Consider the following 25,999-nt stretch of genomic DNA (forward strand, 5'->3'; position numbering starts at 1 on the left):
TAGGATATTATGAATTTGTTAGCAGATTATGTACAACCGCTTACTCATTGGCTGCAAGTAAACCCGCATTGGTCTCTATTTATAACTTTCCTAATTGCTTTAAGTGAATCTTTAGCCCTAATAGGCAGTATTATACCTGGCTCTGTCACCATGACTGCAATAGGAATATTAGCTGGATCAGGGATCATGCGCATCGATTTGACACTGCTTTCCGCTACCTTGGGGGCTGTTGCTGGCGATAGTCTGAGTTACTTTTTAGGGTATTACTATAGTGAGCATTTGGTTGAAATTTGGCCTTTCAAAAAATACCCGGGTTTATTGAAGTACGGTAAGGATTTTTTTGCAAGTCATGGGGGAAAAAGTGTTCTAATCGGTCGCTTTGTTGGACCACTACGCTCAATCATCCCGGTTATTGCTGGAATAATGCATATGAAACAGTGGAGATTTCTCATTGCAAACATACTTTCTGCAATCGGGTGGTCTATTTTATATGTTATGCCTGGAGTATTGATTGGAGCTGCAGGGAATGAGTTATCAGCAGAGGGCGCCACAAGGCTATTTATACTGATATTAGTGATTCTTGCTGTTATTTGGCTGGTTAGCCTTGTTCTCAAATGGTTGTTTATTAGGTTGCACTCATTTTTAAAAAGAAATTTGCATAGTTTTTGGCTGAAAATCAAGGTAAATTCAAGATTATCTAAAATATATTATGTTATTACTCCAGCTTGTGAAGAAAATCATTACCCTACTGTTGGTTTATTACTTACCATTTTAATTATTTTCTTTTGTTTTTTAACGCTCGTGATGTTAACGATTCAGGATCAATTACTTGATTATATTAATGTCCCAGTACATTTTTTCATGCAAAGTTTTCATAGTTCTTTATTAGAAGCTTTCTTTATTGTATGCACTCAATTAACGAGCAAATTAACATTAATCAGTTTATTCATTACTTCATGCTTCTGGTTTATTTATCATAAAAACTACCGGGCTACGGTTTATTTAGTCAGCATAGTTTTGTTCAGTGGTATTATCTCTTTAATTTTAACAAACTTAATTAATAGCCCTAGACCGCAAGGATTATTAGTTACCTTACCCGGTTCCTCTTTTCCATCCATTAGTATTTCTATTGCTACTGCTTTTTATGGTTTTATTTTATTCTATATAAACAGTAAGTATTCATTGATAACCAGTAGTTTTAAAACAATTATATTAATTGTGCTTGGGCTAAGCGGATTTGCCAATGTCTACCTGGGTGATTTTTGGTTTTCAGACATTCTGGCAGCTTATTTATTAGGGGCTGAAATATGTTTAATTCATTGTTTAATATATAGAAGATCTAGCGTTGCGATTTCAAAAAACGGGCACCCATTAACTATGCTTGTGTCATTGTTCATGGTTATTGCTTTTTCCACAGCGGTCTCAACGGCGATGAATTTCAAAGAATTGATACATGATCATATGCCCTATCAAAAGAAGTTTGCACTGACAGAAATGCAATGGTGGGATCAGCAAAAACCCATTTTACCTTTATACAGACTAAATAGAATTGGAAAGCGAATAAGTCTTTTGAACATTCAATACGTTGGTGACTTGGATCTGTTACAAAATAAACTGGAGGAATATGGATGGGAGCCACAAAGTGACAAAACTTTTTTTACCAGATTGCTGATGCGAATGAATAATACCTCCACCGAGGTTAAACTTCCCTTGTTGACTCAATTATTTGAAAATAAAAGGCCTGGGCTAATTATGACTTACCTGGATAAAAAATCTAATTTGGTACTTGATTTGACCCTTTGGGAATCAAATTATCATTTGTCCAATCTAAAAACCACCTTGTGGATAGGTTCTATACACCAAAATATATTTAACTTAAAGCAGAATAAGAAAAGTACCAATTTACTACCAGTTTTAAATCCACTGTCTTACATAATCCCTGCTCTGGACGATTTTACTCTGAGACGAATTAAGTTGTCTGATAATTTGATAAAAACCACTATTTTTCCTACTGCTCCATTTGTTCTCCTGATAAAAAATAAATGATAAAACTCGCTCGCTTTCAATGTAAGAAGTTCTTGCTTTATTTATTACTTAACGAGCTAGTAACACATGTAAATTACTGATATAACTATATATGTTTTTTTTCAGCCAACAAACTCATAAATAACAAGGGATAGAATCAATGCATATCTTGGCTAAAGTTATTCAATGCCTCTTTCCATTAATTGCTTTAGTTCTTTTAATTATTGGGATTAAGCGAAATGCAATTTATTATGTTATCTCTTCATTGTGGATCAGTCTTATTTCATTAATCATACATTATCAAACTTCCGGAGGAGAGATTCTAGGGAGTTATTTTAATTATCTAAACGCGACGATATATACAGCCAACTTATTTATTTTATGCTTATCCTTGATTTATATTTTATGGCACTTAAGCAGGGATAATATAACATTTAAAATTATAGGCAGCCTATTCCAATCTCTTATTGTTATTGGAAGTTTATTAGTAGTCATTAATCTGTGGATGAACGCATACTTTATTGAAAATAGATTGACTGGAACACCAGTGATGCAGGTGGCTCTTTTAGAAAAGCCTGATTATTGTACATACAGGTATATTTTTTATAAAGTAGGAGTAGATGGCGCAGTACATTATCTTTGCCCAAATCACTATGGATTAATACCATCGATTGGTCGATTGTCGATAAGTCCTGATTTTATTGCTTCACAATTATCAATACCTAGTAAAAAACAAATGCTATTGTTGCAACAAAAGAAAAGTTAAATCGGCAATTTAACAAATTGTTCTGTTATTTATTATTTGATACCATGTGTATATCTTACAAGTATAATGCTTCTATGAAACGATTTATTTCAATATTGTTTATCCTTTATTGTTTTAATTTATTTGCAATGGCACCTAAGCTTAATTGGGATAAAGCGGTTGATAATGCTATAAGACGCTATGGACTAAAGGTAGAACCACAATTGATTTCTTATTTCTCTAAAGCAGGTGTTAGTTACCCTCCCCGAGAAATAGCTCTACTTGCTTTTAAGTCAGAACGTAAGGTCGAACTGTGGGCAAAGAATTCAAGTCAAACATGGACACATATTCATAATTTCCCATTAACTGGTTTTAGCGGTCGTTTAGGACCTAAATTACGTGAAAATGATAAGCAAATTCCTGAAGGTGTTTATAAACTGGTTAATTTTAATCCATTTAGCAGTATGCACTTATCAATGATGATTAACTATCCAAATAGTTTTGATCGGCAAAAAGGTTATATGGATGGTAGAAAAGAGTTGGGGAATAATATTTTTATCCATGGAAAAAACTTATCTGTGGGATGTTTGGCTGTAGGTGATCTTGCTATTGATCAATTGTTTATTTTAGCTAGAAGAGTAGGTCTTAAGAACATCCAGGTTATCATAGCTCCTAATGATTTACGTCATCAAAAGCCATCAACCTCTAACTTTGCTCAACCGAGGTGGTTACCCGAGCTTTATAAACAAATATCAGAATCTCTCAAGCCTTTCAAAAAACCTAAATTTTCGGTTTAATGTAAAGTATCGCTCTTTTATTTTATTTGAGTATATACTTAAATAAAATAATTATTAAAAGAAAATCATTAAGAGCATATGACTACTCCCAGAAGACAATCATGGTCTCATATTGATTTAGGTCAAATAGCTGAGGATGACTCACTGTTAGCCTGCTTAGTTTTATTAACGAGATATTATCAAAACCCATTCTCACCTCCCTCACTTATAGCACGTTTACCACTTCAGAATAATAAATTAAGTGTTGATATGTTTTCACGTGCTGCTGCCAGGGCTTCTCTTGATTCAGAAGTAAGAACTTTGAAATCAGATCAAATTGATGATGCCAATATACCATCGGTATTAATTAAAAAAGATGGTGAGGCTGTACTTCTGATAATAGATGATAATGGAAAAAGAAGAGTTCTTGATCCAAAGCAACCTGATGTTCAAATTGATTTAAGTCAGATCGCTGATGAATTAAGCGATCAAATTATTTTTGTAGAGCAGCAATTTAAACATACTCCCAGATCGCAAGAAACTTTTGCTAAAGAACAAAACAACTGGTTTTGGAAAGTAGTTATCAAATCTTGGCCTTTATATTCAGAAGTTCTGCTTGCATCATTTCTCGTTAATATTTTCGCACTCATTATTCCATTATTTACTATGAATGTGTATGACCGTGTAGTACCAAATCATGCTATTGAAACCATGTGGGTACTTGCTAGTGGCGTCGCTTTGGTTTTTATCTTTGATATGTTGCTTAAAGGTTTACGTTCTTATTTTATTGATGTAGCAAATAAGCACAGCGATATAGAGCTCTCAGCTTCAATATTTCAACAAGTTCTTGGTCTGAGTATGGCAACTAGACCCCGATCTGTTGGTTCTTTAGCTAATACTGTACAATCATTTGAGCTGTTTAGAGATTTTATCACTTCCACCACAATGACAGTTCTTGTTGATCTCCCTTTTGTATTTATTTTTCTTTTTGTTATTTACCTGATAGGTGGAAATTTGTTTTGGATACCTTTTTTAGTACTTCCAACTATTTTTTTGATAGGTTTACTATTGCAATGGCCCTTAATTCGACTGACAAGAAAATCTTATCAATATGGTGCTGAAAAACAGGCAACACTATTTGAGTCCTTAGCTACAATTGAAACTGTCAAGACAACCGGGGCAGAATCACTCTTGCAATCACGATGGGAAAAAATAGTTAATGAAGCCTCGAAAAATTCTATGCAATTACATTTTGTTGCAAATACAAGCATTAGCATTACTAATTTAGCTCAGCAAATTGCTACTATTGCCATCATTATTGCTGGTGTCTATATGATTTCTGAAGGTGAATTAACTACTGGAGGATTGATTGCCTGTACAATATTAACTGGAAGAGCATTAGCGCCCATGGCGCAGGTATCCACGTTATTTACCCGCTATTTTCAATCGGTTAATGCTCTGGAATCACTGAACAAAGTGATGCAGCTTGATACAGATATAACGGATGATATTCGTTATCTCCATAGACCTGCTTTAAAAGGTGAAATTGAATTTAAACAAGTATCTTTTCATTACATGGATGATGAAATTAATGTACTGCAAAATCTTAATTTTAAAATTAATGTTGGTGAACGTGTAGCAATCATTGGACGAGTTGGCTCAGGCAAATCAACACTGGGAAAAGTAATATTGAAGCTGTATATTCCTTCTGAGGGAACTGTTTTAATAGATGGCACCGATTATAAACAAATTAATCCTGACGACTTGCGCCAACAAATCGGTTATGTTCCTCAGGATGTGGTCTTATTTTATGGAAGTATACGAGATAATATTTGCATTGGTGCTCCTTTTATTAATGACGCTGCCCTTTTAAAAGCTGCTGAAATAGCAGGTGTAACGAGTTTTACAAATAACCACCCTAAAGGTTTTGATAGGCAAGTAGGTGAAAAAGGAGCAGAATTGTCTGGTGGGCAAAGACAATCTGTGGCGCTTGCCCGGGCTTTAGTAATGAGTCCTAATATTATATTATTAGATGAGCCTACTTCCGCAATGGATGACAGTAATGAGAAACAAATTAAGAATCGCCTTAATAACTATTTGTCTGATAATCATACTTTAATTTTAATAACACATAAGATTTCTATGCTTGAATTGGTAAATCGTATTATCGTTTTGGAAAATGGTAAAGTAATAGCCGATGGCAGCAAAGAAGCCGTTCTAAATGCGCTTAGAACCGGGGTAACAGTGAGGAAATAACAATATGAAGAAAACTCACAGTTCTAAAGCCTTTACCCATATTATTTTATGGACATCGTTACTTTTTATTGTTTTAGCAATTATTTGGGCTAATTATGCAGTACTTGATGAAGTCACTACAGGCGAAGGAAAAGTGATTCCTTCTAGTGAGGTACAAATTATACAAAACCTTGAGGGTGGCATTGTCCAGAATATTTTTGTCAAGGAAGGTGAGGTAGTCAAAAAGGATCAAACTTTAATGCAAATTGATAATACTCGATTTATGTCCAGCTATGCAGAGGCAGAGAAGAAAATCGATGCATTGGAAATAGAAATTATACGGCTTAATGCTCAAATTAATAAGCAAAAGCCAGTTTTCCCAAAGAATTTTACAAAGACCTATCCTCATTTGGTACAAGATCAAATGTCATTATATGAATCACGCATGAGAGAATTAAATCAATTAGAAACGGCTTTAGAGTTAGCACAAAAAGAATTAAACTTGACTCGACCATTATTAAAAGGTGGTTCTGTTTCTGAAGTGGAAGTTATTCGATTGGAAAGGACTGTAAGTGAAATTAAAGGAAACATTGATAAATTCAAATCAGAACAACTGGATAGATTAAATAAGGCTAGATCTGAGCTGTTTGCATTAGTTGAAGCAAATAAAGCCGATAAAGATCGGTTAACTCGAACTACAGTTCTTTCACCGGTATATGGTATCGTAAAGCAAATTAAAATTAAGACAATTGGTGGTGTAATTCAACCTGGCAGTGATTTGATTGAAATCGTACCACTCGATGATACTTTATTAATTGAAGCAAAAATACGCCCTTCTGATATTGGATTTATACATCCTGGTCAAAAAGCTATGGTTAAAATTACTGCTTATGACTTTTCTATCTATGGTGGCTTGGAAGGAGTTGTAGAACAAATTAGTGCTGATACAATTGTTGATGAAACAGATAAGAAGGAAGAAAGTTTCTATGTGGTGAAGGTACGCACAGAGAAAAATCATCTGGGAACAACAAAAAATCCTTTGCCAATCATTCCTGGTATGCAGGCCACTGTGGACATTCTTACCGGCCATAAATCAGTTCTTCAGTATATTCTTAAGCCAATCATTAAAGCGAAACAATCGGCATTAAGGGAACGATAACTCGTTAAAGATGGAAAAAGCCCCATTCTTTCGCTCGTGAATGGGTTATGCATTACCTCAATCCCCTCAGGACCCAGCATTGTAAATAGCGCACACAGAGGTGCGCAGAAATCAGGATACAGCTATGATTTGAAAATTATGTATATTAGCAACTATACCTTTTTCCCATCCTCCAACAATCAAATTTTCAGCATTTTTCTGTAGCTCCGATGCTACTCTATTGGAAAAGTGTTTTTGTTGTGCAGCCTTATCAGGAAAAACGTCGAATATGGCATAACTGTCTTTGTTAATTTTCAATGCTACCCAGAAATAGGTTTGGGGTTCTGTTTTATCGATCAGTCGAGATGCTTCTTTGAAAAACAGTTCCAGGTCACGATTCTTACCGGGTTTTGCTTTAATGGTAATATAAGATGCTTCTTTAGATGTCAAAACTTTATCTTTAATAAAGTGGTTGGAAGCAATGATATCAAAATTACTTATATTCTGAAGAACCCCCTCTTCCCATCCGCTTTGTACAAATTGCGAAGCATTTTTCTTTAGGGCATTAGCCACTTGACCAGCGAAATGTTGTTCTCTTCCTTTTATATTGAAAAAAACATCAAATATAGCAAATTGATGACCTTTTTTTAATGCAAACCAAAAAACTGTATTGGGCTCAGTTTGTCGAATAAGTTGGGCGCCATCCTTCATAAATTGCTCGAAATTTGAGCTTGAATTAGGTTTACTTATCATTTTTATATATGCGGCATTCTGAATAGTTTCCGAACTAATCGTTCTGGTTGTGTCACTCGCATAGCTAAAAGTTGTTATTCCAAATGCTAGAGCACAAGTTTTCAAGAAAGGCTTAATTTTCATAGATTCCTCATTTGTATATCTATCAGTAGATAGATTTGTTATGTAAAAAAATTAAAATACTCTTTTTATAAAATGTTTTACTGTTTCTATATATGAATTATCCTCATATAATCTAGACATTAATAACCCCCCTTCCAATTGTACTAATAAATATCTTGGAAGATCGTCAGATTGAAACAAAACATTCTCTGTTGTCTTATCAGAATTTCCTTTACTAATCTCTTCTTTTATCCATTTCTCTAAAACATTAAAAAAGAAACGCACCTTAACCTTAACTTTTTCTGGTAATGAAATCACATCTGATGCCAGCATGCCACCCAAACACATTTTCATTTCATCATGTAAAGTTAGGGACAATACTTGTTCTACCAAATTCAGTAGTCTTTGCTGCAAAGACAATGAGGTATTCGATTTCAACTCATTTAAAAATAGTGTCAATCGATTTAATTGCCAATCAACTGTTGCTGCAGCCAAGTCTTCTTTAGTTGGGTAATAGTAATGAATGCTAGACGTTTTAATGCCTACCACATCAGCAATATCTTTATAGCTAAAAGCATTATAACCCATTTTCTGGATCAAGCTTTCTGCCGTATTCAATATTTTTTCTTGCATTGTTGTGAGTTTCATCAGGACATTCTATCTATTAATAGATAGAATGTCCATTCTTATTTACTAAATATATAATTTAATAAGTCGAAATTTTTATAATTGAGACACTGATTAAGAAAATAGTTTGCTATTAATCTTCATTTAGTCTACGAATGGGAATAAGGAGCTAGTCAAAATAATGGGTGTTGAACTTTACTACACTATTAGTTCAACACCAATATTCAAAAGATAGAATGACACTTGCAAATATCTAATCTCTATTTAATAAATATAATCAGGATTTCTTTACTACTTCGCTGCTTCATGTTCGGGGTGAACCACAAAAATCCCAGGTGCATTACGTAAATATTCGTGGTAATCCATCCCGTAGCCAAAAATATAATGATCTTCCACCTGTAAACCGACAAAATCAGCTTTTTGAAGGCCATTAGGGACTCGTTTGCGATATTTATCGACTAATACTGCACTATAAACTTCTGTCGCGCCAATCGCTTTAATTTCATTGACAATAGCAGCTAGAGTGACACCTCCATCAAGGATATCATCCACGACTAAAACGGTACGCCCTGCTAAATTGCTTGATGGTCTTACTTTCCAATGAATATCCCCTCCCGTTAAATCACCTCGATAACGTGTGGCATGAACGTAATCAACTTCCAAAGGAAAATCTAAACGATGCAGTAAATTTCCTAAAGGGATGAGACCTCCTACCATAACACAAATAATGACTGGATTTTTATCTTGTAATTTCTCATGAATTTTTATGGCCATTCTATCCAGTGCGGCTTCCACTTCATTCGAAGTATACAGACATGTTGATTTTTCATATACAGATTTAATTTTACCAGGAATGTTCATTTATGTTTCCTTAGAAGCTTATACAGGCACTGTGACAAATAAAGTTAATCTTTAACTTTCCCTGATCCAGGGAAAGGCCTTACTTTATTACTATAACCTAAGTTATCTTTTACTTTTGATGTCCCTTGTTTTGATACTTCATCAATTCGAAATATAGAATGTACTGGAATAAAAATGCGCTTCACTTCACTAAACTCCATTTTAAGCTTCTCTTCGGATGGATCAACTACCAGAGCTGTCTGCTCCCCAAAAACTAGTTCTTCAATTTCCAGAAAGCCAAACATTTCACTTTCTTTTATTGAACGAGCGTAGATCTCATAAATTTCATCCTGATTGGCGAAACTGATTTTAAATAGCGATTTTTTTGTCATGTATTTAACCTTGTTTTAAAGCAAAATAAAGTATACAAAATGTAAGGGTTAGTCTTCAAATATTTAGATAAATCTGTTTATATAGAATTATGTAATCTCCTATGATACCAAATTCAGCCAATTAAATCAGTTTCGTATAGATACATCTGAGCTGGATGTAAAACTATTATCCATGCAGCTATAGAGTTACTTAATTAGTCTCTTCATTGTTATAGTGGGAAATTGTTAGCATGTTCTAATTTGTTGCTGGTTGTAACGGTGATTCATACTCTTTTTTTAATGATTCTGCTGCGGGTTCAATGGCTAAATTGGGACCAACAAATTCATATTTCTGAGCTATATAACAATAGAATCCAGAGGGCAGAGGCCATATCATTTTACCAATCTCATCCAAAAACGTTAATTTTTTAAGTACTGACTTATTATTAACAGGAGGTATATAGCAAAAATTACTTAAAGAACACTGCCTGTATCCTCTTTGTAGAAAGATTCTGTTCAGATTGAAAGCCGTTCTCATTTTCACTTTTCTATTATCATAACAATGTAATAAGCCCCATTTCATAGCTCCTCCCCATAAGCTCCAGGGATTAATACAAAGGAAGATAAGAAAACCCATAGGCTTTAATATTCGATCAATTTCATCAATTAAACTAAAATTGCTCCCGAATGGTTCCAGAGTTAATGGTACCAGCACACAATCTAACGTATTTCTGTTTAATGGTATTTGATTCAGTGAGCATTCAAGATGAATTTGGTCTTTGTAAGAAAATGGGGATGCTATCCATTTGTGTTTAAAACCGAGAGGATTTAACCACGCATTCTCACCGCAATGTCCAAGTTGTAGCAAAGTTTCACCTTTTAAATACTTTTTTACTGGTTCAAATTGATCAGTAAATTCTTTAGCAACAAATTCACCTAAAGGTGATTGGAACCATTCACATAAAGTGCGATAATGTTTAATTTGCTGTTCTATCAACAAAATTTGGCCTTTGAATTATTATTATCTTTGTATTAACTACAATACAACGAGTTTTACATGCAAACAATTGATTTTCGATTTTAAATTCTTCTGGACTTGTCTTCTTGTTTCTGAGGATAGGGATTAAAAATACGTAAATCTTAGTGCACTTATAGCTACTGTTTCTTAAACAATAGATATAATTAAAATAATTTATAAAACAATGAAATACTTAACGGTAGACTCAAATACGTGATTATGTGCAAAAAATCGTGAAATTATTAAAAAATTTAACTATATTTAAAACTAAGATACACTTTGAATAAATAAAATGGTTCTAGCTACGGATGAACATAGATTGCAGGGAATTGGGCAGCTTTTGGTGCTTCAAAAACTGTTAGATAAAACAAAGGCAATTGAGTTACATAAGTTAGCTGCATCCGAAAAGATTTCTTTACTGCAATATATTGTAAAAAATAAAATTTTGTCTGCAGAGCAAATTGCCCTTACAGCTGCGCAAAATTTTGGCGTTCCAATGATTGATATTAACTGCATTGAAATAGAATCCATTCCTGTCAATTTAGTAAATGAAAAACTGATTAAGCGCCATGCCATGGTCCCTCTCTTCAGTCGAGGAACTAATTTATACCTTGCTACAGATGACCCCAGTAAGCAAGCCTCATTAAAGGAAATTCAATTTCATACTGGGCTTAATACACATGCTATTGTTGTAGAAACAGATAAACTTAACATACTGATTGATAATTTGTTAAATGCAAAGGAAAGTCAAGGCCTATCAGAATATGTGGAAGATTCGGGAGACTTGGAAGGCTTAGAGATAAGCGTTGAAGATGAAGAACAAGATTCCGATACAATAACTTCTATAACCGATGATGCGCCAATAGTAAAATTCGTCAATAAAATTTTACTTGATGCAATTAAACAATGCGCTTCTGATATTCACTTTGAACCCTATGAAAGAGAATATCGTATTCGATACAGGCAAGATGGTATTTTACATGAGGTTGCAACTCCACCAGCAAGTCTGGCATCACGTATTACTGCTCGTATTAAAGTGATGTCTAATTTAGATATATCAGAGAGACGTATACCACAGGATGGTGGTTTTAAAATGAAAATTTCCAAGTCACGAGCCATCGATTTCAGGGTAAGTACTTGTCCAACTTCTGCTGGTGAAAAAGTGGTAATGCGCGTTCTTGATCCAAGCGCTGCTAAATTAGGGATTGAGGCTTTAGGGTTTAGCCCTGACCAACGATCAAATTTTGTTAAGGCGATTGAACGTCCACAAGGAATGATTTTAGTAACAGGCCCAACAGGTAGCGGTAAAACAGTAACATTATATACTGCTTTAAATATATTAAACACAGTGGAAGTAAATATTTCAACTGCTGAGGATCCTGTTGAAATCAAAGTACCCGGGATTAATCAGGTTAATATTAATCCTAAAGCGGGTTTAACCTTTTCAGGTGCTTTGCGTTCGTTCTTAAGGCAAGATCCTGATATTATCATGGTTGGCGAAATTCGAGATCTTGAAACAGCTGAAATAGCCATAAAAGCAGCACAAACAGGCCATTTGGTTCTTTCTACACTTCATACCAATAGTGCTGCAGAAACGTTAAATCGTTTAGTGAACATGGGGATTCCTACCTTTAATATTGCCAGTTCTGTTACATTAATTATTGCTCAAAGATTGGCAAGAAAATTATGTGATCATTGTAAGGTAGTTCGTGATGATTTTACAAATCAAGGATTAATCGAATTAGGTTTCAAGGAAACCGATCTGGTTGATCTAAAATTATATAAGGCAGCAGGTTGTAATCAATGCACGAGCGGTTACCGTGGTCGTGTAGGTTTGTTTGAGGTTTTATCGATGACAAAAGAGTTGGGTCAGCTGATTATGTCAGGTGGTAATTCCATAGAAATATTAAAATTAGCACAATCAGAGGGGATGTTAACTATTTTTCAGTCTGGCATAGAAAAGGTCAAAGAAGGAATCACGACTATAGAGGAGGTCAATCGGGTAACCGTTGATTAATTTTGATGGATAAAAATACAAACCCCCTATTAACTTTTCATTATCAAGGCATCAACAAAGCCGGTCAAAAAATGGAAGGCGACATTCAGGCCAGGAGTTTGGCAATAGCCAAGGCTGATTTACGCAAACAGGGAATAGTAACTAATAAGGTGGTCAAAAAAAGAAAACCTTTACTTGATAGAAAGAATAGAAAGATTACACAAGCCGATATTACAGTTTTTAGTCGTCAATTAGCCACCATGATAGAATCGGGGATACCATTAGTTCAATCGTTTGACATTGTTGCTAAAGGTCAAAGCAATAAGAGGCTTAAAGATTTAATTGAAACAATTAAACACGATATTGAAACCGGGCTAACACTTTCTGAGTCCTTAATTAAACACCCAGCCTATTTTAATGAATTATTTTGTAATCTTGTCGATGCGGGAGAAAAATCCGGTTCATTAGACGTTATGTTAGACAAGGTTGCAACATATAAAGAAAAAATTGAAGTCATCAAAAAGAAAATAAAAAAAGCATTAACGTATCCAATTGCTGTCATGGTTGTTGCGCTTATAGTGACCGCCGGACTGCTTATCTATGTGGTTCCACAATTTGAATCTTTGTTCAAGGGATTTGGAGCAGATTTGCCCGCTATGACAAAAGCGGTAATTACTATGTCTGAATTTATGCAGGCTTATTGGTATATAATCTTTGGTGTCTTGGGTGGAGCCATCTATAGTTTTTTTTATGCTAAGAATCATTCTGTGGAGTTTGCTCAAACTATTGATAAAGTCATGTTAAAATTTCCTATAATTGGCCCTATTTTGGAGAAAGCAGCAATTGCACGATTTTCAAGAACCCTGTCTATTACATTTGCTGCTGGGTTACCTTTGGTTGAAGCTTTGAAGTCTGTAGCGGGCGCCACGGGAAATATTGTTTATGCGAAGGCAACTGATAAAATTAGAGAGGAAGTTGCGACGGGACAGCAAATGTGTGTTGCCATGGAGAATACTCATTTATTTCCAAATATGGTAACTCAAATGGTAGCTATTGGTGAGGAGTCTGGAGCACTAGAGAAAATGTTGAGCAAGGTTGCTGATTTTTATGAGGAAGAAGTTAACAATGCAGTTGATGCGCTTAGCAGTTTAATGGAGCCAATAATTATGTCAATATTAGGCATCCTGGTCGGCGGATTAGTGGTAGCTATGTATCTGCCTATCTTTAAGCTAGGCTCTGCAGTTTAAACTAATTATATTTAACAATAATAGCATAGGCCAAATGATCAAATGATACATACACTTATAACAAATTATCCTTGGTTTATGTATTTAGTAATTGGACTTTTTTCTTTGGCTATCGGAAGCTTACTCAATGTCGTAATCTATCGTCTGCCAATTATGTTACAGGATGAATGGCGAGAACAGTGCTGTGAATTATTTGATCTCAAACCGCAAAAAGAAAAAATAAAAGTTAATCTTTTTTTTCCACGTTCCTTTTGCCCTCATTGCAAAGCTATGGTTAAAGCATGGCAGAATATTCCCATACTAAGCTATATCTTGCTAAGAGGACGTTGTTATCAATGCAATAACCCAATTTCAATTCGTTATCCATTTATTGAATTTCTAACTGTTGTTTTATCATTATATGCCAGTTGGCATTTCGGACTTACTTTACAATTATTATTTATTCTATTAGCTATCTGGATATTGATACCACTTATTTTTATTGATCTTGATCATCAAATCTTACCTGATTGCATGACTTTAGGTCTTTTATGGCTTGGTCTTATAGCTAATACTCAGGACTTGTTTGTTAGTCTTCAAGTTGCTGTGTTAAGTAGTGCTGGGGCTTATGCGGCACTATGGTTATTTATTAATCTTTTTTATTTATTTACAGGTAAAGTTGGAATGGGACATGGCGATTTTAAATTGTTCTCAGCTTTTGGTGCATGGTTTGGTTGGATGTATTTACCATTAATTCTTTTATTGTCCTCAATAACGGGCGCTATCGTTGGATTGATTTATTTAAAAATAAGTAATAAATCAAAAGATACGGCTATTCCTTTTGGTCCTTTTTTATGTGGCTCTGGATTAGTAGCTATATTTTGGGGGCAATCTATCATAAATTGGTATTTAGAATTTTGGATGTAATATATAAAGTAGTTTAACTCACGCCAACAATAAACAATGACCATAGACCAAGAATAACATGTGAAACGGATACTCCTAAAAGAGAATTCTGTCTATGAAATAACCATCCCCAAAAAAGTCCCGCAATAAAGGTCAATAAGGTAAAATTTAATCCAAAATGAGTATGCATGGTTGCAAATATTAGATTTGATAGAAAAATTGCATTCCATTTGCGAAATAGTTTTTCTCCTGGTAAAAAAAGAAAAAATGTTGATTGCAGTGCACTTCGTGCAATAAGCTCCTGAATAGGTGCAAAAAGGCTATATAAAAACATTGTGGATATATAATATTCCCAGTCAATTTTATGATTTGTAATGAAAGGTTCTGCTCCTGTAAATATAGAGATTTTATCCGGAGGGTCGATACCTATTATAAAAAAAACCTTCACTATTAATACAAAGAGCATAACAGGTATAGTAAAAGCCAAGGCTTCCAAAGTATTTTTTCCCCAATTTTTCCAAGTGATTCCAAATCGGGAATAAGAGAGTCCTGTAAAGCGCATAGCAACGATCGTTGTTATGGCAAAGAGCGTAATTAAACAGATTGACAATGTAGTTGTAATAGCAGCTTTATCTATCAACATGATCAAGAAATTTAAGGATAAAGTATAAAGACAAATGATCCAAAGCAAACCTATGAGAAATACGCCTAGAGAATTACGGCCTAAGGATTCATTTAATCTTTGCTGCATATTCTTAACGGTTACTTCATTAGTAAAACGAAGCCTCTTGGAGAGTATCTGTGCCATGTTTCTTATTAACTTCAAATTCAACTTTGGTTGAGCTTTCACCTTTTCCAGTGGGTACTGTATGACAGTTAAGCTAGTCTTAGCTCTAACAGAAGTGGATCGCGAATTATTTTCTATGAGCGACATCTCTCCAACAACATCATTTTTAGATAAAGTGGCAAGTAAATGTATATTATGTTCACCAAATTCATCGATGACTGTTTTAAATACTTCGACCTCACCTTCGAGGATAACGAAGAATGAATCAGATGGATCACCATCATTATAAATGATATTTCCAGAAGCATATTTTTCAATTTTTCCAATCTTTGAAAGATGAGCAAGTTCCCCTTCTGAGAATTGAGTCGTTATAGATTGATAATTTTCAGTTAGTTCTATCTCTGATTTAGATACGTTCATTAAGATTTCAACTACAAATAGTAAGTTATACTTATTTTCAATTTAACTAGCTCATAAGAATTTAATAAATTATGCCATTGGTTGACCTTTTCTTTATATTCATAACTAAATAATTTTAAGATAAATCTTTTCTTCTTTGCATAATAGCGGAGAAAAACTCAGGCTTGTTTAGCCCCATTGATGCAAAGATTTGTGGAACCCTATCCCAACTTCCTTCCTGATCAATGCTCGCTACAACCAGTTCAAATCCTGCATTTTTATCTACTTCGACCCCCCAGCCATTGATGATACAAAGACCTCTTAATCTCTTGGCACCTATATGCCCTAATTTTTCGGCAGCCATTAAGTGGGCATGTGCCTCATCATAGAGTTGCTGAGCTCTTTTTAGATTGGCTTGACTATTAAATATGCCTTCACTATCTAATTTTTGTCTGTATTTCGCTTCTTCAAGAAAAATTTGACCTAGCTGAAAATTCGCAGCAGAATCATCGAGATTAGCTGCTGCTCTATAGCACTCAATTAACATAATTTCTGCGTGGGGAAATTTTTTATGCCCTTGTAGTTTCTTAAAAATTGCGGCCAGTTCAAAATAATATAGTATTTCCTTCTTGAGGATTTCGTCCCCAGGTTGATTACTTACCCTATTTGCTTGCATAGCCTTAATTTTTTTTGTAATTCTTCTTATTTTCCAACGTTTAAAATTAAACATGCATATTCCTCTGTCTAAGTTGTGACGTTAATTAATGCCTGCAATAAAAAAATTGCTGCGATAATTAAAATCATCAACAAGATGATCTTGAATCCTAACATAGCCGAGTCTCTTGCACTACCGGAAGGTTGGGAAGATGATTCTTGTTGTGGTTGTTCCTCTGATTTTTTTTCAAGGTGTAATTTCTTTTTATCAATATAATTTGAGATATAATAAGCGATATACCCAGTAACCAGGCTTGGTATAAAAAAGAGCAGCCAAACAATAAGTCGGCTGATAGTAGAACTGTAAAAAAACTCATCTTCACCATATGAAATCATATCCATGATAAAATCAGGAATATCGTAATCCAATTGCCAAATTAAGTAAGGTACAATATAAAAACTAAAGAAAAAGAGGCCTAAGGAAACTACTAAACAAATAATGCCTATTATATGTAGCTTACTATATTCGTATATTTTATTCTGCACAGTATTTTCCAAAGTTCAATTTGTTTAAACTAATGTAATATTATAATTTTAAGATAGCAGATGACTAATAATAAGTACAATGCTGATTCTATTTCGTAATTTGATTAATATTTTTATTAATCAATAAATTAAAATAAGGCTACTTATGAAACGCTATGTTTTTATGCTTTCTGATGGAACAGGGATTACAGCAGAGACATTGGGTAATAGTTTGATTACCCAATTTGAGAGTATACAATTTGAAAAAATAACTATTCCTTATATAGATTCAATACAAAGAGCAGAAAACGTTGTGCTAAGAATTAATCAATGTTTTTCTGAACAAAGGACCAAACCTTTGGTATTTATGACCTTGGTTGATCCTGAGATTAGGCAATCTATTAAAAAAGCTCAAGCTTGTGTTTTTGATTTGTTTAGCATTTTTATTGGTCCTTTAGAAAATGAGCTTGAAGAGAAGTCATCGTATACAGTGGGTAAGACTCATGGAGTGGCAAATGTTAAGTCTTACTCTCATCGAATTGAAGCAATTGATTTTGCTTTATCACATGATGACGGAATAAAAACTCGAGGTTACGATAAAGCAGATATTATTCTTATAGGAGTTTCACGTTGTGGTAAAACACCGAGCTGTTTATATATGGCATTACAATATGGCATTTTAGCTGCTAATTACCCTTTTACAGAAGAAGATCTTGTAGGCTTTCGTTTACCCGAGATATTAAGACCTTATAAACAGAAATTATTTGGACTTACAATTGATTATCAAAGGTTACAACAAATCAGGTCAGAACGTCGGCCAAATAGCAAATATGCCTCTGTAGAGCAATGTCGTTTAGAAGTAGCCGAAGTAGAAGCAATGTATCAAAGGGAAAACATTCCTTATATTAATTCAACTAAATTTTCTATCGAGGAAATCTCAACAAAGGTACTTGCTATTGCTGGCTTACAGAGGAAAATATAGCAATCATTTGCATAGTGTTTTGATCAAAGATCCTGGACACTGTTGATGCAGTGTCCGGGCTATAAAGTTGTATTTCTGATGGATTTTAATTAACTGTCCACAAGGCTATAAAATCACTCACTTTCATAGCGGATAGAGTATTGGTATCACTCATTGTCTGGATAATTTTTTCCACACGTTCTGCTGAGAAACGTGTACTCAGATTATTTTTAAATTTAGACATTAAAACTGGAATGCCCTCCTCCCGTCTACGTTTGTGACCAATTGGATATTCTAAGGTTATCAATTCGCTTTCAGTCCCATCCTTAAAGACAATTTTAATGCTATTGGCTATAGAACGTTTTTCAGGATCATGGTAATCCTTTGAGAATTGTTCATTTTCAGTGACATGCATTTTGGCACGCAAAGCATCTATTCTTGGATCTGAAGCAACATCATCCTCATAATGTTCTGCTTTTAAATCACCAAAGAGAAGACCTATTGCCACCATATATTGCAGGCAATGATCTCTATCAGCAGGATTATGTAATGCACCTTGTTTGCTTATTATTCTTATTGCAGATTCGTGAGTAACTAAGTCAATTCGGTCAATATCATCGAATCTGTTTTTAACGATTGGATGTAATTTTACCGCACATTCCACTGCGGTTTGCGCATGGAATTCGGCAGGATAAGACAGCTTAAATAGAACATTTTCCATCACATAACTGCCGTAGGGACGTTGAAACTTAAAGTGTTTTTTATCAAACAGTACATCGTAAAATCCCCATGTTGGTGCTGTCAATGCACTTGGGTATCCCATTTCACCTGATTTGGCAATTAAAGCCAAACGAACAGCACGGGAAGTGGCATCTCCGGCAGCCCATGACTTCCTTGAGCCGGTATTGGGGGCATGTCTATAAGTTCTCAGGGTTTGTCCATCAACGAAAACTTGTGAGAGTGTTCTTAACATCATGTCACGATCAGCACCAAACAAGTGGGCTGCAACTGCAGCACTGGCTATCTTGACTAATATGACATGGTCAAGACCAACACGATTAAAACTGTTCTCTAAGGCTAAGCAACCCTGTATTTCATGGGCTTTAATCATCGCAGTAAGAACATCGTGCATTAATACAGGCGTACCTCCCTTACAGCAATTTTCTCGACATAGGTAGTCAGCAACTGCCAAAATTGCACCAAGGTTATCTGAGGGATGTCCCCATTCCGCAGCAAGCCAAGTATCATTAAAATCTAACCAGCGAATCATCGTACCGATATTAAATGCGGCTTGAACCGGATCTAATTCATAATCAGTACCTGGTACTCGAGCTCCTCCTGGAAGAAACGCACCAGGAACTATTGGACCCATTAATTTAGTACATTCTTGGAAATTAAGAGCCAACATACCGCATCCGAGTGTATCCATTAAGCATAATCTGGCGGTCTCAAAGGCTAGTACACTATCAATTTTCTTATTTAAAACATAATCAGCTATATCAGTTATAACCTGATCATAGCCTGGCTTAACATTATCTTCTACATAACTGTGCATATTTAACCTCGTGTTTCAATGACGGGAAATGATCTTGAATCAGGACCTATGTATTCGGAGGTAGGACGTATTAATTTATTATTAGCTCTCTGTTCAAAGACATGGGCTGACCATCCTGTAATACGTGACATCACGAAGATTGGAGTAAACAAATGGGTTGGTATATCACAGTAGTGGTAAGCTGACGCGCTATAAAAATCCAGATTAGGGAATAGCTTCTTCTCTTGCCACATTATTTCTTCAATGCGCTCTGAAATATGATATAAAAGCAGCGCACCTTTTTCTTCACCTAGTCTAAATGACCATTTCTTGATGATATCTGAACGAGGATCGCAGGTTGTATATACTCGATGACCAAATCCCATAATTAATTCTTTATCAGCTAGCATTTGCTTTATACCGATTGCCGCTTCTTCAGGAGTTTTAAAGCGCTCGATTAATTCCATGGCTGCTTCATTAGCACCGCCATGTAAGGGGCCACGCAAAGTTCCTATTGCACTTGTAATTGCTGAATAAAAATCTGAGAGTGTTGCAGCAGTAACTCGAGCAGCGAATGTAGAGGCATTAAATTCATGCTCAGCATATAAAATCAGAGAAACATTCATCATATCTGTTTCAATTTGACTAGGCTGACGGCCATGTAATAAAGCTAGAAAATGCCCACCTATTGTTTTTTCTTCACTAAGGCCAGAAATTTCCTTGTTTTTAAAATGGTAGGAATACCAATAACACATTATTCCAGGGAAAAGTGCTAATAAACGATCAGCTATTTCGTATTGTTGCTTAAAATTTTCTTCAGGTTCAATATTTCCTAGAAAAGAGCAAGCTGTTCGTAAAACATCCATAGGGTGGGTGTTTTTAGGTATGAATTTTAAAACACTCTTAAGCTTATCGGGTATATTTCTTAGATTAATGAGTTTTTTTATATATTCATCCAGTGTTCTCTGTGTTGGAAGTTCTCCATAGTGCAACAGATAAGCTACTTCCTCAAAACTTGCGTATTCAGCTAAATCATTTATTGAGTAACCCCTGTAATTTAATCCTTTGCCTGCCAATCCAACTGTGGCAATTGCTGATTGACCAGCAACTACACCGGCTAAACCTCCACTTTTGCTACTCATTTTTCTCCTCCATCAGTTGGTCTATTTTTTTATGTATTTTGATGTCTTACTGTAAATAAGTATTCTTCCTATACAATTAAAATTGTTGGGTATGAGTTTATTGAAACAGTATGTTTTTCTTTAATTTTTTTGGAAGTCCGCACTTCCAGAATTGGTCATTCAATTAAACTCTGTTGATCCCGAAAGCTGATGCATCAACAACTTTTATGAGGTTGTCTCCCCAAGTGTATGAGAAGGTTATCTTTATGCAAGCATAAAGATAACTTTGGGAAAGTCTCTCACACACACCTGCGATGACAAACAAAATGCGTCGATTCTTCAACCTGAAGGGTATATATTATGCTTCAATGGGGAATGTATCTCAATTAATTTTATTAAATTAACCTGTGTTCTCATTGGAAACGGTACAAAATTATATTTTGTCTTAACAATAGATGATACTTAACTTATAAAGCCCAGGTTAAATGACTAAATATCCTTGTAAATACCATCGGCAATTTCCAGTAATAAATACTCTTTGCCCGTTAAGTTCACAGTGTAGTTCCCCTTTTCTATGCAGTCCTTGAATAGCATGCAAGCTGGTTTTATTGAGTTTTTCTGACCAAAAAGGAGTTAATATACAATGAGCTGACCCAGTAACAGGATCTTCTGCGATATTATATTTTGGATAAAAACAACGAGAATAGAAATCGGCGTCTGTTGTTGTAGAAGTTATAATGATTCCTCTTTTAGGTAACCTCATTAAACCCAGAAGATCTATTTGTAATTTTTGAACTTGAGTTTCATTTTCTAGCAAAACCAAATAATCAAGTTCGCTTTCATAGACCTCAATAGCTGGTTGATCTAATAAAGATATAATAGTCTCAGGATAAAGATTTCTTTTATAGTTTATTCTGGGAAAGTTCAGAACAACTCTGTCTTTTCTTTTCTCTACTGAAAACTGCCCGCTGGTGTGATGAAAAACAATGAGGTCATCTTGACTTTTACCTAATTCAAACAACACAAAACCAGCTGCCAATGTTGCATGTCCTGATAAACTAATTTCACCATTAGGAGAAAACCAACGAATATAAAAATCTTGTTTATCTTTTATTATAAATGCAGTTTCTGCCAAACTGTTTTGTGCAGCGATTGCTTTTAACAATTCATCATTTAACCATTCATCAAGTATACAGACGGCTGCTGGATTACCATGAAAGACTTTGTCGGTAAAAGCATCTATTTGATAAAATTCAATATTATGCACAGTCAGCTCACATCAAAATAAGGATTATAGCTGATATAGAAAGATGAAGTTAAGTTGAGTTATCAATATATCTTATAATCCATGTATAATTTTTTTTCTTAAAAATCGTGCTGGTGATATCGCTTGTACTAATTTTCGAGGTAGTATTGAAATTTCGTTATTGATTAAACAAGCTAACCATTCTGTTGCAAGAGGTATAGTCGTTAACCCCCTGGATCCAAAAGCCGCACAAGCATACAAGCCGGGATAATAAGGTCCAGGTTGAGCGATCCACCTCTTTGAATTAGTTTGTAACCCTGAATAAATTTTTTTATATTCATTTGCTTTGGATACTGGTCCTACTATAGGTAAATAATCGGGTGAAGCAGCACGTATACCTGCCCAGTGATTTAAAACATGTGTAGACCACTCTACTTCGGGAACCATCTGTTTCAATCTGCTAAGGTTTAACTGATCATCCTGAGTATCAATTTCTGGTTCAGATATACCGATATTATAGGTGGCCCCTATTTTATGACTGTTCTCTAATGATGGTAAAACATGTCCATCTGCGCATAAAGGTATCTTTAATTTTGAACTGTTCTCTGTTGTTTTAATTGTAGTCATTTGACCTCTTATGGATTTAACAGGCAAATAATCGGTTTCTTGAAAATGATTGATTTGTTGTCCATTCGCTAAAATCAGTACAGAAGCTTCTAAATCATTAACTACCCAGTTTTTCTGATTAAAATTTATTGTGTTGATCTTTTTTTCAGTGATTAAAGAAATTCTATTATTATTGATCAATATTTTGCATAGTTCTGGTGAGTTAATCCAGCCAGAAAAAGGAATGAACAAACCACCACACTGTAAGGATAGCCCAGATAGTTCCGTTGCTTCCTTATTATCTATTAATTGTCCCAATTCTGGATACGCTTTTAACCAATGTACCAGGCTTTGTTGATTTTTTTCTTCCTTAGCATTATGTGCCAATAACAAAGAACCTTTTAATTCACCAATTTTATATTGATTTAGAAGTGCCCTGTAAACATGGTTGGCATAAATAAATGAATAAAGCATAAATTGTGTGAATGGTGATTTATAAGCCGATAATTTAGGAAACAAGACAGCTTGCTGATTAGCAGATCCACAGCATCCAACATTACTCTTTTCTTCTAATAACGTAACAGTCCATCCTCGCTTGGCAAGATTATTTGCGATAAAACACCCAGCCAGACCTCCTCCAATAACAAGTGCAGATTTTGTATTCATTTTAAACGGAGGACTAACATGCCAGGGAGTATGACGATATTTTTGTGAATTTGAGGAGAACTCTTTATAATAAGCACAGACCATATGTCGCTTAGGTCCAAATCCCCTTCTCTTTTCAATAATAAATCCTGCATTTCTTAAAGCGGATTTGACCTGATTAGCGGCTGAATAAGTAGCTAAAGTTGTGCCATTCTTTGATAACATCGCAATGATAGTAAATAAGTTTTCAGACCACATCGTTTGGTTTTTAGAGGGTGAAAATCCATCTAAATACCATGCATTAATATGGGAGCTTCGCAACTGTTGCTCAAGATTACTATCACCACACAACAAAAGTTGTTCATAACACTCCAGTGCGTCTCCAAGCATTAAAATCAAAGTAATTCGACTATTATTAAATGTCAAATAGTGATATCCGGGGGTTAAAATTGGATATTGATCTATTAATTGTATTGCGTAATCACTCAGTTCTGGCCATTTTTCTAGACATTTGATTAAGTCTTTTTTACTTAAGGGATGTTTGTCACATGAAATGTAATGCAGATTGGCATCCTTAGGCGCAAATTGCTCCCATAATTTCCAAGTGAGCAAAAAATTCATTCCAGTTCCGAAGCCTGTTTCTGCGATAGTGAACATGCTTGATTCATCGATTGGCAACTGTTGCCATCGATCAATTAAATTATTCCCATCGATAAAAACATGGCGACTTTGATTAATGCCACTTTCAGCAGAATAATATATATCATCAAACTGCAAGGAGTAAGGCAGTCCATCGCGCCAATCGATATCTGCCGTTATAATGGGTACAAACGGACTACTCACATAAAGCTACTCTTTCGTTCACCTCTAAGCCTGATTCTTTAAAGTTATTTAAATTTCTCTCTTTAATTAACTTTCTTAATTTAGGCACTAAAGTAAAAAGTATAACGGATGATGCCATAGCAAACAAACCAAGCATTAAAAAAACATGGCTGTAACCCGCATTGGTTAGTAAAGGCGAGGTGCTTTCCTGACCAATAATCATCAAATTTGAGCTATAACTGGATAAAGTGGCTCCTACCCCAGTATTTAGCATCCACATTCCCATCATCACACCCTGTAAAGAAGTTGGAGCTAAGGCTCCTATCATAGCATAACCAATAGGAGAGATTAGAAGTTCGCCAATACTTTGCAGTATAAAACTGGTGATAACCCAGCTGGGGCTAACCATACCTTCCGAATTAGCGTAAGCAATGCCTATTGGTAAGATAGCGAATGCGATTCCTATAAATAGTAATGCAAAAGCAAATTGGGTGGGAATATTTACTTGTGATCCATTATTGCGCATTTTATTTAATGTCAATCCTAGTAGTGGACCTCCAAATACTATGACTACCGTATTAATATTTTGGAACCACTGTGGTGGGATAATCCAATTTCCATATTGTCGTTGTACGTTATGATCAATAAATACTGTTAATCCCATTGGACCAATTTGGTATAGCATCCAAAAAACAGTACCAACCATCATTAATATCGCAAATCCATAAATCTTGTCTTTTGCTTCTTTAGTGGGTTGTTGACGGGCTAACACCAATATTAATCCAAGCATGGCAAGACCAGTTACAAGAACTAATTTATTTGCCCAATCCGCATATTGTAACAATTGACTTAAAATAAAAGGAAGTACAATAACTAATCCAAGCCCAAATACTGTTGCTTTTCTTTGCGATAGTTTGTTTTTTCTTGAGTATGTGGTGTTTTTATCAGAAAGTTGTTGCCAAAAATAGAGGCAAATAAGCAAAGCAATAAGGTTACCTAAACTACTTAAAAGAAAAAGCCTTTGATAGTTTTGAGAAATTTGGAAAATACCACTCAGGCTAAACCCAATGAAAAAGCCAATATTCATACCTGCATAATTCCAGAGAAAAGCTGTTTCTCGTCGAGAATCTTCGGGTGTAAACTGCTGGGTTAACATACAATTAACACATGTAACATTTAGCCCAGAGCCTGTTAGAAAAGCAGCTAATCCATAATATAAAAAGGTGGTATTTCCTACAGACAACAGAATACACCCAAGAATTTGCGCAATCATGCCAACGCAAAATAGTGAGCGATTTGATAGAAGTCTACCTCCCCAGAAACCACCTAATAAATGCAGAGCAAAATTGTACGCTATAAACACACCCATTATGCTGTTTGCGGTGGCTATTGGTAAACCCAGTTTACCCTTCATATATAAAACAAGAGTTGAATAAAGAACACTAAAACTTAAAGTAGAAACTACTTGTATAAAAAATAATGCAAACGTACCTTGTGGCATGGAGCTCCATAGTCCTCTTCTTCTCAATATCGACATAATATGCCTTCCCTTGCTAGCTGAGTTCTTCTCGAATATAACATCGACTCTCTTGTGATCAAATCAAAGAAAAACCATACTTGACTCATCTTGAGTGAAAAGTATCTGTATGCACTAATAGATCCTTGGATTAAAGATATTTTCTATCTCTGCAAGAATAGTTAAAATCTCAGAAATCTATGTTGTATTCAATTAGAAACTTTTTCACCATTATGAGTTCAAATTTGATCTTTCACCAAGATTCCATACTTGTGATCTAGAGACAGGAATATGACATAGGGAAAAACTACTGTCTAGTGTTTTATAAATTATTTAAAATGACAGCTTGCAATGATAAAAAGATGCTTTCTAACCCTAAAAATATAAAGGATACTGCTGAGGACTAATCTTTCCAGAATAAGTCT

Annotated in this window: 22 protein-coding genes; 9 read left to right on the forward strand and 13 right to left on the reverse strand. The window is 34.9% G+C overall.

Features of this window, described 5'->3' with window-relative positions:
• Positions 1-9: 9 nt before the first annotated feature.
• The 5 genes from ACZ5EK_RS07935 to ACZ5EK_RS07955 all read left to right on the forward strand — a co-directional run bounded on the left by ACZ5EK_RS07935 (position 10) and on the right by ACZ5EK_RS07955 (position 6,940).
• A complete protein-coding gene (locus ACZ5EK_RS07935; RefSeq protein ID WP_464432407.1) occupies positions 10-2,046 on the forward strand; it encodes a bifunctional DedA family/phosphatase PAP2 family protein in 2,037 nt (678 codons plus the stop codon).
• 139 nt (positions 2,047-2,185) lie between these two features.
• Positions 2,186-2,791: a type I secretion system protein LssZ gene (locus ACZ5EK_RS07940; RefSeq protein ID WP_464432408.1), complete on the forward strand. Its 606-nt coding sequence runs from the start codon at positions 2,186-2,188 to the stop codon at positions 2,789-2,791.
• Between the two features lie 74 nt (positions 2,792-2,865).
• On the forward strand, positions 2,866-3,567 hold the full coding sequence (locus tag ACZ5EK_RS07945) for a L,D-transpeptidase family protein (protein ID WP_464432409.1): 702 nt from the start codon (positions 2,866-2,868) through the stop codon (positions 3,565-3,567).
• A 78-nt stretch (positions 3,568-3,645) separates the two neighbouring features.
• Entirely contained in the window at positions 3,646-5,802 is a 2,157-nt protein-coding gene (locus ACZ5EK_RS07950; RefSeq protein WP_464432410.1) for a type I secretion system permease/ATPase, read from the forward strand.
• A gap of 4 nt (positions 5,803-5,806) precedes the next feature.
• A complete protein-coding gene (locus tag ACZ5EK_RS07955; protein ID WP_464432411.1) occupies positions 5,807-6,940 on the forward strand; it encodes an HlyD family type I secretion periplasmic adaptor subunit in 1,134 nt (377 codons plus the stop codon).
• A 111-nt stretch (positions 6,941-7,051) separates the two neighbouring features.
• Here the strand turns inward: ACZ5EK_RS07955 and ACZ5EK_RS07960 are convergent, their stop codons facing one another.
• From ACZ5EK_RS07960 to ACZ5EK_RS07980, 5 genes are all read right to left on the reverse strand, one after another.
• Positions 7,052-7,795 (reverse strand): putative quinol monooxygenase, encoded by a 744-nt coding sequence (locus ACZ5EK_RS07960; protein WP_464432412.1) that lies wholly within the window; start codon positions 7,793-7,795, stop codon positions 7,052-7,054.
• Between the two features lie 51 nt (positions 7,796-7,846).
• Positions 7,847-8,422, reverse strand: coding sequence for a TetR/AcrR family transcriptional regulator (locus ACZ5EK_RS07965; protein ID WP_464432413.1), 576 nt, complete (start codon positions 8,420-8,422; stop codon positions 7,847-7,849).
• A 270-nt stretch (positions 8,423-8,692) separates the two neighbouring features.
• On the reverse strand, positions 8,693-9,262 hold the full coding sequence (locus ACZ5EK_RS07970; protein ID WP_464432414.1) for a hypoxanthine-guanine phosphoribosyltransferase: 570 nt from the start codon (positions 9,260-9,262) through the stop codon (positions 8,693-8,695).
• A 44-nt stretch (positions 9,263-9,306) separates the two neighbouring features.
• Positions 9,307-9,633 carry a DUF1820 family protein gene (locus ACZ5EK_RS07975; protein WP_464432415.1) on the reverse strand — a complete coding sequence of 109 codons (327 nt, stop codon included), beginning with the start codon at positions 9,631-9,633 and terminating at the stop codon, positions 9,307-9,309.
• Positions 9,634-9,868: 235 nt separating this feature from the next.
• Positions 9,869-10,612, reverse strand: coding sequence for a methyltransferase domain-containing protein (locus ACZ5EK_RS07980; RefSeq protein ID WP_464432416.1), 744 nt, complete (start codon positions 10,610-10,612; stop codon positions 9,869-9,871).
• Between the two features lie 310 nt (positions 10,613-10,922).
• On the opposite strand from ACZ5EK_RS07980, the gene pilB reads away from it, so the two are divergent.
• The 3 genes from pilB to ACZ5EK_RS07995 are packed head-to-tail and all read left to right on the forward strand — an operon-like array spanning position 10,923 to position 14,779.
• On the forward strand, positions 10,923-12,647 hold the full coding sequence (gene pilB / locus ACZ5EK_RS07985; RefSeq protein WP_464432417.1) for a type IV-A pilus assembly ATPase PilB: 1,725 nt from the start codon (positions 10,923-10,925) through the stop codon (positions 12,645-12,647).
• A 5-nt stretch (positions 12,648-12,652) separates the two neighbouring features.
• A complete protein-coding gene (locus ACZ5EK_RS07990; RefSeq protein ID WP_464432418.1) occupies positions 12,653-13,873 on the forward strand; it encodes a type II secretion system F family protein in 1,221 nt (406 codons plus the stop codon).
• 42 nt (positions 13,874-13,915) lie between these two features.
• Positions 13,916-14,779, forward strand: a complete 864-nt coding sequence (locus ACZ5EK_RS07995) for a prepilin peptidase (protein ID WP_464432419.1) — start codon at positions 13,916-13,918, stop codon at positions 14,777-14,779.
• Positions 14,780-14,792: 13 nt separating this feature from the next.
• Here the strand turns inward: ACZ5EK_RS07995 and ACZ5EK_RS08000 are convergent, their stop codons facing one another.
• The 3 genes from ACZ5EK_RS08000 to ACZ5EK_RS08010 form a co-directional block, all read right to left on the reverse strand.
• Positions 14,793-15,965, reverse strand: a complete 1,173-nt coding sequence (locus ACZ5EK_RS08000) for a cyclic nucleotide-binding domain-containing protein (RefSeq protein WP_464432420.1) — start codon at positions 15,963-15,965, stop codon at positions 14,793-14,795.
• Positions 15,966-16,080: 115 nt separating this feature from the next.
• A complete protein-coding gene (locus tag ACZ5EK_RS08005; protein ID WP_464432421.1) occupies positions 16,081-16,674 on the reverse strand; it encodes a hypothetical protein in 594 nt (197 codons plus the stop codon).
• 14 nt (positions 16,675-16,688) lie between these two features.
• A complete protein-coding gene (locus ACZ5EK_RS08010) occupies positions 16,689-17,144 on the reverse strand; it encodes a hypothetical protein (RefSeq protein ID WP_464432422.1) in 456 nt (151 codons plus the stop codon).
• A 145-nt stretch (positions 17,145-17,289) separates the two neighbouring features.
• Here ACZ5EK_RS08010 and ppsR point away from each other — a divergent pair, with 145 nt between their 5' ends.
• Entirely contained in the window at positions 17,290-18,105 is an 816-nt protein-coding gene (ppsR, locus tag ACZ5EK_RS08015; RefSeq protein ID WP_464432423.1) for a posphoenolpyruvate synthetase regulatory kinase/phosphorylase PpsR, read from the forward strand.
• 85 nt (positions 18,106-18,190) lie between these two features.
• Here ppsR and ACZ5EK_RS08020 read toward each other — a convergent pair whose 3' ends face one another.
• From ACZ5EK_RS08020 to ACZ5EK_RS08040, 5 genes are all read right to left on the reverse strand, one after another.
• Positions 18,191-19,639 carry a bifunctional 2-methylcitrate dehydratase/aconitate hydratase gene (locus ACZ5EK_RS08020; RefSeq protein WP_464432424.1) on the reverse strand — a complete coding sequence of 483 codons (1,449 nt, stop codon included), beginning with the start codon at positions 19,637-19,639 and terminating at the stop codon, positions 18,191-18,193.
• Between the two features lie 2 nt (positions 19,640-19,641).
• Positions 19,642-20,760 (reverse strand): bifunctional 2-methylcitrate synthase/citrate synthase, encoded by a 1,119-nt coding sequence (gene prpC / locus ACZ5EK_RS08025; RefSeq protein WP_464432425.1) that lies wholly within the window; start codon positions 20,758-20,760, stop codon positions 19,642-19,644.
• 460 nt (positions 20,761-21,220) lie between these two features.
• A complete protein-coding gene (locus tag ACZ5EK_RS08030) occupies positions 21,221-22,006 on the reverse strand; it encodes a PhzF family phenazine biosynthesis protein (RefSeq protein ID WP_464432426.1) in 786 nt (261 codons plus the stop codon).
• Positions 22,007-22,078: 72 nt separating this feature from the next.
• Positions 22,079-24,079, reverse strand: a complete 2,001-nt coding sequence (gene mnmC / locus ACZ5EK_RS08035; RefSeq protein ID WP_464432427.1) for a bifunctional tRNA (5-methylaminomethyl-2-thiouridine)(34)-methyltransferase MnmC2/FAD-dependent 5-carboxymethylaminomethyl-2-thiouridine(34) oxidoreductase MnmC1 — start codon at positions 24,077-24,079, stop codon at positions 22,079-22,081.
• Complete coding sequence (locus ACZ5EK_RS08040; protein ID WP_464432469.1) at positions 24,072-25,559, reverse strand: peptide MFS transporter; 1,488 nt, start codon at positions 25,557-25,559, stop codon at positions 24,072-24,074. Before ACZ5EK_RS08040 ends, mnmC begins: the two co-directional genes overlap by 8 nt.
• Positions 25,560-25,999 lie beyond the last annotated feature (440 nt).

The organism is Legionella sp. JM-2024 (assembly GCF_055389095.1).

What these genes read in the sequence shown, in the direction of transcription:
- ACZ5EK_RS08005 (WP_464432421.1), bottom strand. Translation starts at nt 16,674, where the DNA reads ATGTTTAATTTTAAACGTTGGAAAATAAGAAGAATTACAAAAAAAATT.
- ACZ5EK_RS07990 (WP_464432418.1), top strand. Translation starts at nt 12,653, where the DNA reads ATGGATAAAAATACAAACCCCCTATTAACTTTTCATTATCAAGGCATC.
- ACZ5EK_RS07955 (WP_464432411.1), top strand. Translation starts at nt 5,807, where the DNA reads ATGAAGAAAACTCACAGTTCTAAAGCCTTTACCCATATTATTTTATGG.
- ACZ5EK_RS07950 (WP_464432410.1), top strand. Translation starts at nt 3,646, where the DNA reads ATGACTACTCCCAGAAGACAATCATGGTCTCATATTGATTTAGGTCAA.
- ACZ5EK_RS07935 (WP_464432407.1), top strand. Translation starts at nt 10, where the DNA reads ATGAATTTGTTAGCAGATTATGTACAACCGCTTACTCATTGGCTGCAA.
- ACZ5EK_RS08040 (WP_464432469.1), bottom strand. Translation starts at nt 25,559, where the DNA reads ATGCCACAAGGTACGTTTGCATTATTTTTTATACAAGTAGTTTCTACT.
- ppsR (WP_464432423.1), top strand. Translation starts at nt 17,290, where the DNA reads ATGAAACGCTATGTTTTTATGCTTTCTGATGGAACAGGGATTACAGCA.
- ACZ5EK_RS08000 (WP_464432420.1), bottom strand. Translation starts at nt 15,965, where the DNA reads ATGAACGTATCTAAATCAGAGATAGAACTAACTGAAAATTATCAATCT.
- ACZ5EK_RS07970 (WP_464432414.1), bottom strand. Translation starts at nt 9,262, where the DNA reads ATGAACATTCCTGGTAAAATTAAATCTGTATATGAAAAATCAACATGT.
- ACZ5EK_RS07945 (WP_464432409.1), top strand. Translation starts at nt 2,866, where the DNA reads ATGAAACGATTTATTTCAATATTGTTTATCCTTTATTGTTTTAATTTA.
- ACZ5EK_RS07975 (WP_464432415.1), bottom strand. Translation starts at nt 9,633, where the DNA reads ATGACAAAAAAATCGCTATTTAAAATCAGTTTCGCCAATCAGGATGAA.
- ACZ5EK_RS07965 (WP_464432413.1), bottom strand. Translation starts at nt 8,422, where the DNA reads ATGAAACTCACAACAATGCAAGAAAAAATATTGAATACGGCAGAAAGC.
- ACZ5EK_RS07940 (WP_464432408.1), top strand. Translation starts at nt 2,186, where the DNA reads ATGCATATCTTGGCTAAAGTTATTCAATGCCTCTTTCCATTAATTGCT.
- ACZ5EK_RS08020 (WP_464432424.1), bottom strand. Translation starts at nt 19,639, where the DNA reads ATGCACAGTTATGTAGAAGATAATGTTAAGCCAGGCTATGATCAGGTT.
- ACZ5EK_RS07960 (WP_464432412.1), bottom strand. Translation starts at nt 7,795, where the DNA reads ATGAAAATTAAGCCTTTCTTGAAAACTTGTGCTCTAGCATTTGGAATA.
- pilB (WP_464432417.1), top strand. Translation starts at nt 10,923, where the DNA reads ATGGTTCTAGCTACGGATGAACATAGATTGCAGGGAATTGGGCAGCTT.
- ACZ5EK_RS07995 (WP_464432419.1), top strand. Translation starts at nt 13,916, where the DNA reads ATGATACATACACTTATAACAAATTATCCTTGGTTTATGTATTTAGTA.
- prpC (WP_464432425.1), bottom strand. Translation starts at nt 20,760, where the DNA reads ATGAGTAGCAAAAGTGGAGGTTTAGCCGGTGTAGTTGCTGGTCAATCA.